This window comes from Acidovorax sp. 1608163 (assembly GCF_003669015.1).
GTDB lineage: Bacteria > Pseudomonadota > Gammaproteobacteria > Burkholderiales > Burkholderiaceae_C > Acidovorax.
Map to the genome: position 1 here is coordinate 424,073 of NZ_CP033069.1, position 12,666 is coordinate 436,738.

Below are 12,666 nucleotides of genomic sequence, written 5' to 3' on the forward strand. Positions count from 1 at the left end.
CTCAGACCGGCACGCCGCGAAAGCGCTGCGCTGCCTGGCGGCTGACCTCGGCCAGCAACTGCTCTTCGCGCTGGCGCTCGCGCAGCCAGCGGGCATCGTTCTGGCCGGCTTCGGTCTCGGTGCGCAGCAGGTGCAGCGCGTTGGCGGCGCCTTGCACGGCGGCGTGGCCTGCAATCTGGTTCATCGTCTGCAGGATGTGTTCGCGCAGCGGCATGTGTTCACCCGTGGCCGGGTCCACATACACCGCGTCCAGCCCAAAGCGGCAGGCCTGGAAGCGGTTGTAGGTGTAGACGAGGTAGTCGTCCTCCTGCGGCATGAAGGGCTGGTCGGCCAGGAACCATGAGCCCAGGGCCTGCACGTAGCCTGCCAACGCGGCAGCGCGCTCGATGGTTAGGGGGGTGTCGAACACGCGGATTTCGATGGTGCCGAACTCGGGCTTAGGGCGGATGTCCCAGTAAAAATCCTTCATGCTTTTCACGACCCCGGTGCGGGTCATCTTGTCGAAGTACTGGCCAAACGCTTCCCAGGTCAGCACAAACGGTGCGCGGCCCGACAGCGGAAACGCGAACACCGAGTTCAGCCGCGCTGAGTCAAACGCCGTGTCTTGCCCCTGCACATAGGGGCTCGACGCGGACAGCGCGATGAAGTGCGGGATGTAGCGCGACATGCGGTGCAGCATGAGCAGCGCGGCGTTCGCATCGGGGCAGCCAATGTGCACGTGCTGGCCGAAGATGGTGAACTGCTTGGACAGGTAGCCATACAGCTCCGACAGTTCGCGAAAGCGCGGCTTGTCGTAAATGCGGCGCTCGTGCCACTGCTGGAACGGGTGCGTGCCGCCGCCCACCACGGCGATGTTGAGCTTGTCGGCGCTTTTGACCAGCGCATCGCGGATCGGCGTGAGCTGGCCCACCACTTCGCTGGCCGAGTGGCAGATGCCCGTGGAGATTTCGATCATGCTGTTCGTCATCTCGGGCACCACGCTGCCGGGCAGCGGGGTTTTCTTCATCAGGCGCAGCATGTCCTCGGCATAGGGGGCCAGGTCGTAGTCGTTGGTGTTGACGAGCTGCAGCTCCAGTTCAACGCCCAGCGTCAGCGGTTCGGAGTGGTGAAAGGCTTCAAGACTCATGGGACTCTCCGTTGCGGCCACCGCGCAGCAGCGGTGCCCAGGGTTTCGAGCTTTCGCCCGCACGGTAAATGGCCACGGTGGCAATCACGGCGCCCAGCACCTCCATCAGCAAGATGGCGGGCAGCGCCACGCTGGCAATTTGGTAGCCGGTGGAGGGTGAGGCGACCACGAACTGCGAGGCAATCAGCAGAGCAATGGACGACATGGGCGTCATCGCGCAACCCACCCACAGCGCCTGGCGCCAGCTAGCACCGCTGCCCACATTGCCCACCGCCACGCCCAGCGCCTTGGCCAGCAGGCGCACGGCAATCAGGGCCAGCACCACGCCTGCGACGGGGCCGCTCCAGTCGGCCTGCGCGGCCACGGTGGAGACCAGCACAAACATCAGCATGGTGAGCAGCGAGGACGCATTGCCCAGCTGCCGTGGCCAAGCCCAGGGCCGGGGGTTGAGCTGCTTGAGCAAAATGCCCGCCAGCAGCGCCGCCAGCGGGGCCGAGCCGCCCATGTGGGCCGCCACTGCCGTGCCTGCGGCAATGAGGGCCAGCAGCAGCATGGAGGTGTTCTCGCTCGTGGGGCTCATGAAGCGCAGCGCCGTGCGCAGCACCAGCGCCAGCACGGCGGCCACGATGATCGATACGCCCAGCACCACCACAATGGGGTACACGGTGCTCATCAGCGTGGCGCTGTGGCGGTTCATCTGCTCAGACCAGGCTGAGCCGAGCGTGAGGGCGTACAGCGTGGAGAGCGTGGCCAGCACCACCGCGCGTTCGGTCACCGGGCCGGCCGCGCGGGTGTCGGCCACCACGCGGGTCAGCACCGCAGGCGACGCAGCCAGCGCCACCAGGGCCAGGGGGCCGGCCACTTGCGCGGGCTGGTCCAGCCACAGCAACATCCCATACACCGCGAAGTACGTCAGCGTGGATTCGGCAATGCTCTGCACCAGCACCATGGGGTTGTGCCGGAACCAGCGCAGCGAGATGCGCCCACCGCACTCAAACAGCACGATGGCAATGCCCAGCTCCAGCAAAAACAGGCCAATGCCCTGCAGCGGCCACACCGCCCCACTGAAGCCCGCCAGGCCGGCTGCCGTGCCGACCAGCGAGTAGCCGAGCACTTTGGGCAGGCCCGAGTGCCGATGTACCAGATAGCCCACCATGGCCGCCACGGCCAGCAACAGCGACCACTGCACGGTGGGCAGCCCCGCCGAGGGCCTGAGCCACTGGGCCCAGAAGCTGAAAAGTTCGTTCATTGCATGCGCCCTTTGTGCGACTCGGGACAGGCCCGGAGGTGGATGAAAGGCCCTGTTGTGCCCGGTGGGCGCAGACAGCGGCGCGGCTTGGGGGCGGCCGATGGTGAATGGTCGGCCTGGGGTGGCCGCCCATGCCATGGTGACAAAGGCCTGTGACTTGGGTAGAACCCCCGGGTAGTGCACCCGGCCAGCGGCCCGGTACGCGGGGGTCTTACAGTGCGCGCAGGCACTGCCCAAGTGCCGGTGAATTTACCGCTTGAAGCAGTTGTATCGTGTAGGACGGATACGCAGATCGCGCGCCGCACCCTGCGGGACGGTGGTGGGCGATCTGCGTGTTAAGGCGCGTCAGCGTGCGCGCTCGGGCCGGAAGAAGCTCAGCGGTGCGATGCGCAGGCGCGCACGAATCGCCGCGTAAATGCGCGAGCGGTCTACCCCGCTCACGCTGCGCGCGCGCATGGCCAGGTTGAAGGCCAGGTAGAAGCTCACGCCCACGTTGAGTGCGCCCAAGAGCGGCAGTGTGGCGACGGCCCACCAGAAGGAGGGCTGGTGCAGCACATCCAGCCCCAGGGTGGCGCTGGCGGCGGCAATCTGCCCGGCCGACAGCGTGACGTGCCGCACGTCCAGCCCCAGGCCAAAGAAGGTGGCAATCACCGGCACCAGGCCCAGCATGAAGCCCAGCGAGATGTTGGCCGCAAAGCCAGAGATGTTGTCGCGCAGGAAGTGCGCCCAGCGCGCGGCCCGAGGTGCTCCCAAAAAGCGGGTGATGCGTGGGTTGTACTGGATGGCCGAGTCCAGCCGCGCCAGCACAAACCAGTTCTCGGCCCAGCCCGCAATGATGCTGGAGGCAAACAGCAGCACCCCGGTGAAGGCCGCAAACAGCACCGAAGGGCCGAGCAGGTGCAAGGACTCCAGCACATGTTCGGCCTGCTTGGTGTTGATGGGTGGCTGGCCCAGGGTGTGGAGCATCAGCAGCGCAATGCCCAGCACCACCGGGTACACCACCAGCACGTTGCCTAGCACGGCGGCCACTTGCGAGCGCACCAGGTGGGTGATCTCGTCCACAAACGATTCAATGGCGTCGCCTGTGCCCAGTTCCTTGAGCTTGGCGGCCATGGCGGGGGCCGTCATGGCGGGCTGCTTGGTGGCCACGGTGAAGTGCAGCAGCTGCACCAGCACAAAGCTCACGGCGTAATTGAATCCCGCCCAAAAGCCCGCCCAGAAGGCGGACAAGGCCAGGGCATACAGCGCAAACTTGGCCAGGGTGGTGAAGGCAATCACCAGCCCGCCGCCCGCCGCCTTTTTGACCATGGAGCGGTATTCGGCCGCCGTGCGGGTGATGTAGTGCTCGCCTGTCTCGGCGCTGCGCTCGGCCACCTTGGCGGCCACCAGCGATGAGTTGGACGCATACAGCGCCCGCAGGCTGCGCCGCTCTTGCCCCACCTGCACCAGCGAGGCCATGAGCTTGGCGGCCGCAGCGGCGGGCTTGGGCGAGAGCAGGCAGTCCAGCAGCAAGCGCACGCGCAAAATGCGCTCGCGCAACTGGCGCAGGCGAAACACCAGCCCCACCGAAATCCCGTTGTCTTCAAAGTGGGTGTACACCGTGGCTGCGGCGGCGCGGCAGGCCTCCAGCCGCTCGCGCAGGCGCTGCGCGGCTTCGTTGAGGCGGTCGGGTGTGCGCAGGGCGTGTTGCACTTCCACGCGCAGGCTCTCCACATCGCTGATGAGGGCATGAAACGGCTGCGCATCGCGCGCGGCTTCGCTCATGCGCAGCCGCAGCTCAGGGGCAAAGCCGGTCGAGAGAATCTGGCCCGCGCAGTACGTCATGGCGTTGAGCAGGGCCCTGTGCCAAGGCGAGATGCCTGTGCCCTCTGCGGGCGCCAGCAGCGCTGCCAGGCGGTTCAGCTGGGTTTCGTCCAGTGCAGACACCCATTGGGCATCGAATTCGTGCGGCAGGGCCAGTACGAACAACTCCGAGGCATCGATGGTCTCTGGCGTGCCGGGCAGCCATTTGGTGCGCAGGCGCACCGCCAGCTCGCTGACCAGTGCGGTGCGCGGGGCAAAGCCAAAGTCGGCCAGCAAGGTGGTGATGTCAACGGTGTCGATCAGCCTGGCCCACCAGGCCTGCAGGCGGGCCTGCAGCTCAGGGCGCGCCTGCACGGCGTCCAGAAACAGCTGAAATCGGGCCACCGCACCGGGCACCGAGTCGCGCTGGCCGCGCACCCAGTCCAGCAGGTGGATGAGCCAGAGGTGGCGGTGGGCCAGGTCGGCCTGGGGCTGCAGTGCGGCCAGGATGCCGGCCAGGTCGTCGGGGCGGCTCAATGCAGCACCCTGGTGCCCAAGGGCTGGCCCGAGGGTCCGTGCTGGATGGCCTCCAGCACAAACAGGGGCACGGGCGTGTCGAAGGGCTCGCCGTCTTCCGCCACGCAGTGAAAGGTGCCGTGCATGGTGCCGCTGGAGGTGCGCAGGCGGCAACCGCTGGTGTACTGAAAGGCTTCACCGGGCTTGAGCAGGGGTTGCTGGCCCACCACGCCCAGGCCTTTGACTTCTTCGGTGTGGCCACGGGCATCGCTGATGATCCAGTGGCGCGAGATCAGCTGTCCGGGCGCATCCCCCGTGTTGGTGATGGTGATGGTGTAGGCGAAGCTGAACACCTCGCTGTCTGGCTCCGATTGCTCGGGCAGATACTCGGGCAGGACTTCCACCGCAAACTGGTACTTTGACATGGGCCGGATGGTAACCGTGGCGGCCCATTTGCGGGGGCTTGCACCCCTGTAAAACCCCAGGGATCGAGCTTTGCGACAATCGGGGGATGAGCCGCACCTTCCAAATCGCCCCTTCGATCCTCTCTGCCGACTTTGCCCGCCTGGGCGAAGAAGTGCGCAACGTCATTGCCGCTGGCGCGGACTGGATCCACTTCGACGTGATGGACAACCATTACGTGCCCAACCTCACTTTCGGCCCCATGGTGTGCCAGGCCCTCAAGCCGCATGCCAAAACGCCTGCGGGCGTGGCCGTGCCGATCGACGTGCACCTGATGATTCAGCCGGTGGACGCCCTGGCCGCCGCGTTTGCCGACGCGGGTGCGGACTACATCAGTTTCCACCCCGATGCCTCGGGCCATGTGCACCGCAGCATCCAGGCCATCCGCTCCAAGGGCGTCAAGCCTGGCCTGGTGTTCAACCCGGCCGCGCCGCTGGATGTGCTGGACTGGGTGATCGACGACATCGACCTCATCCTGATCATGAGCGTGAACCCTGGCTTTGGCGGCCAGAGCTTCATTGACTCGGCCCTGCGCAAGATCGAAGCCGTGCGCAAGCGCATCGACGCCTCGGGCAAGGACATTCGCCTGGAGGTGGACGGCGGCATCAAGGCTGACAACATCCGCCGTGTGGCCGATGCGGGCGCCGACACCTTCGTGGCGGGCAGCGCGATTTTTGGCAAGCCTGACTACAAGGGCGTGATCGACGCCATGCGCGTGCAGCTGGCTGCTTGAGGGCCGCTTGATGGTGGATGGGGTGTCGCACCGTCCCCGGTGCGTGCTACCCCAGCCGTTGAAAGGTGAGCACAAACGCCACGCCACCCTCGGTGTTGCGTGCATTGATGGTGCCGCCCATCTTGGCCATGTAGGTTTTGGCCACAAACAGGCCCTGGCCCCGGTGTTCGCCTTCGCCCAGCGGGGTGGGGCTCTCGGGGTCTGATACACCCAATTCAAAAATCCGCTCCAGCAGGTCTTCGGCAATGGTCGAGCCCTGGTTGTGCAGCGTGGCGCTGGCCGTGGATTCCGACGCGGTGAGCGTTAGCCTGATGGGGCTGCCTGTGGGGCGGTAGCGGTCGGCATTGCGCAAGATGTGGGTCACCACGTCTTCGAGCGCAAACTCGTCGGCCCGCACGATGACCGGGCCAGGGTGGCCTGGGCCCAGGTCGTACACCACATCCAGAATGCCCGCAAAGTGCGCGTTGTCGGCCACGTTGCGCAAAAAAGCATCCAGGTCCAGCCGCCCCTCGGGCACATTGGCGGCCTGCAGTGCCTCGGCGGGCGATGCTGTGCCATACAACACATGGATGGCCTGCTGCATGCGCTGCACATAGCGGTGGCCGGGGTCTTGTGGGCCGTTCAGCGCCATCAGCGACTGCAGGGGCGACATGATCTCGTGCCCCACAGCGTGCCACATGTCGCGCTCTTGTTGGGCGCGCAGCTGCTCGCGCTGCAGGTCGTCTTTCACGCGCTGCAGCAGGTCGGCCAAGCCACCGGCCAGAATGCCCAGCTCGTCCGAGCCGCGCAGGTCCGACACGTCCAGATCGCCCAGCCGGGGTCCGGTGTGGCCGGGCTGCACGTTGTACGACACCGCAGCGGCGCGGCGGGTCAGGGCGGTCACGCGGCGGATCAGGCCCACCTCGACCACCAGCCAGGCCAGCGCAATGGCGCCCAGCATGGCGCCCAGGTACCACGACAGGCGCGTGGCCACAGCGGCCAGGCCTTGCTCCACGCCGCGCAGGTGACCGGTGAAATTCACCACGTAGTTGCCGGTGGGTGTGTCCAGAATGTCCAGGGCCGTGGGGGCGGCGGGCGTGGCTGCCGCCGGGCCCACGCCTGCGGCCTCCAGCGGCAGCCAGCGGATCAGGCGCAGCAGCCAGGGGGCAGATGGATCGGCCTGCACTTCGACGCCCTTGAGGGTGATGGCGCTGGCCTCGTCACTGCCCAGCTTGCGGATCTGCACACGTTCGCCCGGCAATAGGCTGCGCGAGAGGTCGCCCAGCGATGCAGCCAGCTGCGCGCCGGGTGCGTCGCTGTCGAACAGCGGTTTGGTGTCCTCGCCCGGCGCCAGCATCTCCACCCGCACGCGCATCTGCCCCAGGTCTTCCGGCGGCCAGACCAGGCGCTCGTCCTTGCGGAACAGCGCTTCGCGGAACAGTTCGACCGGCAGGCGGATGGAGTAGTGGGTGCGGCGCAGGCAGTCGGAGGTGATGGCGGCCCCGCCAGAAGGTTGTTGGGCTGATGGGGGCGGCAGGTCACGGCACTGGCCGTTTTGCCACAGCCAGCCGCGAAAGTCGCGCACCGGCCGCGCGCGGGCGTCGAGCTGCGGCGTGCCGTTGTCCACAAACCCCGTCAGGCGCCCGCGCACGGCCGCGCTGCCCTGTGGAGGCATGGCCTCATACGGCGCAATCCAGCGGTAGGTGGCACCCCGCATGTCCAGGGTGATGCGCGCACGGTGTGCCTCGGCGGGCACCAAGGCGCCGCGTTCGCGGGGTATCAGCTCGCCTGCATAAAAACTGCCCACCAGGTAAATGAAGCCGCCCGCATAGGGGTTGTTGCCAATCGCCGCGCACACTGAGGCGCCATCGGGGTACTGCACGGAGCAGCCCGCCATCTCCACCGCCTGCTGTGATTTTTGCGGGTCGTCAAAGTCGATGGCCGCGTAGGGCAGCAGCAGCGGCGCCAGCGGCGTCACGCCCTGGCCGAGGTGGCTGGCGTTGAGCAGCGCCAACTGGCCCGAGGGGTGGCGCAGCCGTGCCATGGCCTCGGCCTGGCTGCGCACAAAGCCATGCTGGTAGGCCTGCCAGGCGCGCTCTTTTTCGTCCTTGAGCACCACCACGCTCAGCGCCACCGTGGCCAGTGCCAGCAGCACGAACACCCCGCGCACGAGGATGCGCAGGCGGAACGCGGGCAGGCCCAGGCGGGGCATTTCCAGACGCGATATTTCAAGTGCGGGGTGCAGTAGGCGTTTCACTCCATTCCTCTCGCGTGAAAGTACCGTGCAGGGCGGTCAAAACTGGCATGGCCCAGGCCAGGGCCGCCGCGCAAGGGCCGCCCCGCCGCGCTGGCGGCGTCCCCCTGCCCGCATTGCGCAGCCATGCGAGAGCGGGGGGAAGGCCCGCAGGGCCTCAGGGGGGTGTTCACCTTCCCGTCCAGCGGAACCCGCGCATCGGCACGTTCTCAATGCCTTCAAATCCGGGGTCCACTTCGCGCAGCGCCTCGCGGATGGTGCTCACATGCTTGCGCACGTTGTCGCGGTTGCGGCCGCTTTTCACCACCTCGAACAGTTCGTCGTACGACACCACCTCGCCACTGCGCTGGTGCAGCGTGGCCAGGATGCGCTGGGCTGTCAGTGGCAGGTTGATGCGCTCGCCGCGCCAGGTGGGAGTACGCTGCCACAGCGGGTCCAGCACCAGCGCATCGCCCACCGGGGCGGGGGCTGCGCTGGCTGGGGTCTGTGCCTGCGTGGTGCGCAGGATGTCGAGAAAGGTCTCGATGAAATCGGCCTCTTCGAACGTGGTTTTCTGCAGGTAGTCCCACGCGTCCAACGCCTTCATGATGCTGCGGTAGATGGCCGCAGGCATGGCCGACACCACCAGCACCGGCGTGCCCTGGCGCAGCTTGTTGATGGCATTGATGAGGGCCACGCCCGCATGGCGCTCGCGGCCCAGTTCGATGTCGAGCACCACGGCGTCGTAGTGCTCGCGGGCCAGCGCAGCCTCGGCCTCGTCGCGGGTAAACCACTGATCGATGACGATGCCGCTCTTCGCACTGCGTATCCACCCGGCCAATTGGTTGCTGGTGGGCAGGTCGTCTTCGATCACGGCAATGCGGGTCATGGGCAGGGCGGGCAGTAGAGGGTGGGCAGATTATCCCGGTGGCCGGTTCTGGCCGGTGTGAGTTTTTCTTCCGGGGCCGGAAGGTTCATGCGGGCGGTGTGAGCGCATTGGGGGCTGCGCTGCATTGTTGCTTCCGGGGTGGATCCGAACAATCGGTCCTCAATGAGTCAGCCACGGCGGCGGCTCAGAACCGACAACAACACCAAACCAACCCGAGAGAGAAACACCATGAAAGCCACCTGGAACCGCATCGTGCAGACCCTGAAGGGCCGTCGCTCTACCCCGTTGTCCGAAGCCGGCACGGAGCCCGTGCTGGACGCTGAATCGCAAAGCCCTGTGGCAGCCGATGCACGCGGTGCCGATGCCCCTCGCCTGAATTGGGCTTACCTGCTGCCCACCGCCCGCACCGTGCGCTGGCTGACCGCTGGCACGGTGGTGGCCGCCGCAGGCTTGATGGTGTACCGCAACCCGCCGGTGCAACACCTGGCGCAAGGCGACCTGGGTGTGCGCCTGAACCAGTTCACCGGTGCCGTGAGCCTCTGGCGCGATGGCAGCGTGTGGGTGGTGCCCGGCCTGCACACAGTGCGGGTGTTCTCCCTGCGTGACCAGAGCTACCGCCCTGAAGCCATGCGCCAGGCCACGGGCAGCGCGCCGCTGCAGTCGGTGGAAGGCCTGTCGTTGGGCCTGGACCTGAGCGTGCGCTACGCACTGGACCCCAACTCGCCCGCCGTCAAGGCCGGCAATCTGCCCGACAACGTGGGTGTCGACATCGTGGAGCCCGCGGTGCAGGGCCTGGTCTACAAGGTGTTTGCCCGCTACACCGTGCGCGAAATCTTCTCGTCCAAGCGCGCCGAGATTTCGCAAATCATCGAAACCGAACTGCGCGCCCGCCTGGCTGCCGATGGCGTGACGCTGCGCAGCCTGCAGATCGGCAAGGTGGACCTGCCCGCCGAGTACCGCCGGGGCATGGACAGCCTGCTGGCCGAGGAGCTGGCCTCCGAAAAAATGCGCTACACGCTGGAGCTGAAAGACAAGCGTGTACGTGAAACCGAGCTGGACGCCAACGCCGACAAGGTGCGTCGCGAAGTGGCCGCCGAAGCCGCCGCGCGCGAGCAGGTCATTGCCGCCAAGGCCCAGGAAGAGGCGATGAAGCACGTGCTGCCCTTCAAGCAGCGCCAGATCGAGCAGCGCCAGCTCGAAGCTGAAGCTGAACGCGTGGCCCGCGTCAAAGCCGCTGAAGGCAACGCCCAGGCCCGCCGCATCGAAGCCAACGGCGAAGCCGACGCCCGCCAGAAGCTGGCAGAGGCCGAGGCCTACCGCATGGACCGCGTGGGCAAGGTCAATGCCGAGCAAATGGCCCGCGAAGGCGCACTGGTGACCAAACACCCGCTGCTCATCCAGAAGACGCTGGCCGACAAGCTCTCGGACAAGATCCAGGTCATCATCGCGCCCCCGCCCACCAATGGCGACTTCATCGGTGCCGCGCTGCTGGGCGGCAACCGCAACGCCCAGGCTGGGGCCGCGCAGGCAGCTGCCGTGGCTGAAGACGCCGCTACCACCCAAGCCGTGGAGCAGTGAACATGAACGCCACCTTCGCAACTTTGTTCGCAGCAGTGGCCAGCGCTGCAGTGACCGTGGCGGCCGAGGCCGCCCCTGTACCCGCACCAGTACCCGCAACCAATGCCCAGGGCAGCGCCATCGTGGTGCAGGACCAGGCCAGTCTGCGCGCCGCACCCCGTGACGGTGCCCAGCAGCAGGCCAGCCTGTGGCAGGGCGAAGTGCTCGAAGTGCGCGGCGAGCGCCTCGACTATTTGCAGGTGTGGGACCACAAGCGTGAGCGCGGTGGCTTCATCCGCGCCAGCGATGTGCGCCGCGTGGCCCTGACCGAGGCCGAAGGCCCCGCGCTGCTGGCCGTGACGCGCTTTGTGCAGGACACCCCGGGTGCCGAGGCGCTGGGCATTGGCCTGACTGCCGCCTACCTGCAGGCCGCGCCCGCAAAGGCGCTGGCGGGGGTGGAGGGGGCCCAGGCTTTCGATGCCCTGGGCACCTTTGCCGACCGCCTGGCCCGCCGTGCCTCGGTGGCCGTGCCGGGCAAGGCCTCGGGTGCCGCGCTGTCGGCCCATCTGGATGTTGCCAACGGCTACGGCGTGCGCTTTGCCACCTACGAGGTCGAAGGCCGCATGCAGGTTTGCTACGAGGGCGAGGCCTTTCGCCGCCTGCTGGCCATGCCTGTGGCCGATGCCGAGCAGCGCGCCCGTGCCGTCCTGGCGCTGACCCGCCCCGAATGCATCAACCCCGATCTGCCCGCACACGAGCGTGCCAAGGTCACCACCTGGCAGGCGGAGGTACTGGAGCGCGTGGACGTGGCGGGCCTGCCCGGCTACCTGCGTAACCGGGTGCAGATGCGCCGCGCCAGCGTGTGGGGTGCTGCAGCCTTCCAGCAGGCGCGCAGGAACGCGGCCGACCCGGCTGTGGCCGCCGCCGCTGCCCGTGCATTGACCGAATTCACCGGCGTGAGCAAGGCTGAGCTGCCTGACGAGGACCAGAGCGCCTACAACGACGCTGCCATGCGCGTGAGCGCCGTACGCTGGGCGCTGGTGCCTGCTGCGGCGCCTGTCGCTACCGCCGCCGGAGCCCGCCCCACACTGTTGACCGAGCCCGGCGCCCCCGGCGAAACCTGCGTGCTGCTGGTGGACGCGCAGCACAGCGCCAAGGCCCCGCTGCTGCGCCGCTGCACCTACGGCGTGGTGTGGACTGCATCGGCCAGCACCAACCGCGAAGGCACAGCCTTGGCCCTGGCCGTGCAGCCCATGGAAGGCTGGCGCGAGCTGTGGGTGCTGCGCAAAACGGAAGGCGGCTGGCTGGCCGATGTGCTGCCGCCCGCCGCCGCCACGCCCGAGACCGGCGTAGCCGAATGGGCGGGCTGGGTGCCCGGCGGCCAGCAGATGCTGGTGGCACGCGAAGCCCGGGGCCAGGGCCGCTACCGCAAGAGTTTTGAGGTGGTGCGGCTGGAGGGCTTGACCACCGAGCGCGTGACGGGCGATGTGGCAGCGCTGCCCTTGTTCCAGCGTTGGCAAGACCCAGCGTGGAAGCGGCAGACGCTGAGCTTGAGGTGAACACCTCCTGAGTCGGTGGGGGTTGGTGCCACGGTGGTCAACCTGGCATACGCGCCAACAATCGAAGGCTTGGCGCCCACCTTGGGTCCATTGCGCGGGAATGGGCTCAAGGCAGACGCCGAAGCACGGCGCCGAAGTAGGTGGAGGCCAGAAGCGGCCATCCGAAGAAGCACAGGCGAAAAACCATCGTCCCACCAGAAGCCACGATCAATGCGACAGAAACAAGGCTTCCGCACACCAGGCCAGCCCAAGCAGCGCGGCGGTTGAACGACAGATCTCCGCGAAGCAGGCTGTAGTACAGGCTCCAGAGTGTGGTGAGGCCGAACCACCCAAGGGCCATGGCGATTGCCAGCGTAAAAGCGAAAGAGGTGCCGGTAGCCCTTGACCATGCGTCCACCACGTATCCGATGCCTTGCAGTGTCCAGAAGCCAGCGCCCAGGGTGCTGGGCAGAAGAACAAAGAACCCGATAAGACGGAGTGCGATCGTGCTTGGCATGTGATTCAGTAAAAAGGCTCGACCGGCACCCGTGGCTTTCCGTGGAAGAAGCGAAGCATCCCTGATTCCAGTCTGGCAGACGTAA

10 protein-coding genes are annotated in these 12,666 nt (G+C 67.1%); 3 read left to right on the forward strand and 7 right to left on the reverse strand.

Going from position 1 to position 12,666, the window contains the following annotated elements; genetic code table 11:
• Position 1: 1 nt before the first annotated feature.
• From EAG14_RS01850 to apaG, 4 genes are all read right to left on the reverse strand, one after another.
• On the reverse strand, positions 2–1,126 hold the full coding sequence (locus EAG14_RS01850) for a YbdK family carboxylate-amine ligase (protein WP_099656926.1): 1,125 nt from the start codon (positions 1,124–1,126) through the stop codon (positions 2–4).
• A complete protein-coding gene (locus tag EAG14_RS01855) occupies positions 1,116–2,375 on the reverse strand; it encodes a cation:proton antiporter (protein ID WP_099656925.1) in 1,260 nt (419 codons plus the stop codon). The genes EAG14_RS01850 and EAG14_RS01855 overlap by 11 nt, the downstream gene beginning before the upstream one ends.
• Before the next feature lie 345 nt (positions 2,376–2,720).
• Positions 2,721–4,694 (reverse strand): site-specific recombinase, encoded by a 1,974-nt coding sequence (locus tag EAG14_RS01860; RefSeq protein ID WP_121727899.1) that lies wholly within the window; start codon positions 4,692–4,694, stop codon positions 2,721–2,723.
• Entirely contained in the window at positions 4,691–5,098 is a 408-nt protein-coding gene (gene apaG, locus EAG14_RS01865) for a Co2+/Mg2+ efflux protein ApaG (RefSeq protein ID WP_099656923.1), read from the reverse strand. Before apaG ends, EAG14_RS01860 begins: the two co-directional genes overlap by 4 nt.
• Positions 5,099–5,184: 86 nt before the next feature.
• Between apaG and rpe the strand changes: the two genes are divergently transcribed.
• Positions 5,185–5,868: a ribulose-phosphate 3-epimerase gene (gene rpe, locus EAG14_RS01870; protein WP_094290388.1), complete on the forward strand. Its 684-nt coding sequence runs from the start codon at positions 5,185–5,187 to the stop codon at positions 5,866–5,868.
• 46 nt (positions 5,869–5,914) lie between these two features.
• On the opposite strand, the gene EAG14_RS01875 is transcribed toward rpe, so the two are convergent.
• Both EAG14_RS01875 and EAG14_RS01880 read right to left on the reverse strand, forming a co-directional pair.
• Positions 5,915–8,104: a HAMP domain-containing sensor histidine kinase gene (locus EAG14_RS01875; protein WP_121727900.1), complete on the reverse strand. Its 2,190-nt coding sequence runs from the start codon at positions 8,102–8,104 to the stop codon at positions 5,915–5,917.
• Between the two features lie 166 nt (positions 8,105–8,270).
• A complete protein-coding gene (locus tag EAG14_RS01880) occupies positions 8,271–8,969 on the reverse strand; it encodes a response regulator transcription factor (protein ID WP_121727901.1) in 699 nt (232 codons plus the stop codon).
• A 228-nt stretch (positions 8,970–9,197) separates the two neighbouring features.
• Between EAG14_RS01880 and EAG14_RS01885 the strand changes: the two genes are divergently transcribed.
• Complete coding sequence (locus EAG14_RS01885; RefSeq protein ID WP_121727902.1) at positions 9,198–10,547, forward strand: SPFH domain-containing protein; 1,350 nt, start codon at positions 9,198–9,200, stop codon at positions 10,545–10,547.
• Positions 10,548–10,549: 2 nt separating this feature from the next.
• Complete coding sequence (locus tag EAG14_RS01890) at positions 10,550–12,085, forward strand: hypothetical protein (RefSeq protein ID WP_240456905.1); 1,536 nt, start codon at positions 10,550–10,552, stop codon at positions 12,083–12,085.
• Positions 12,086–12,191: 106 nt separating this feature from the next.
• On the opposite strand, the gene EAG14_RS01895 is transcribed toward EAG14_RS01890, so the two are convergent.
• Positions 12,192–12,581, reverse strand: coding sequence for a hypothetical protein (locus EAG14_RS01895; protein ID WP_121727903.1), 390 nt, complete (start codon positions 12,579–12,581; stop codon positions 12,192–12,194).
• Positions 12,582–12,666 lie beyond the last annotated feature (85 nt).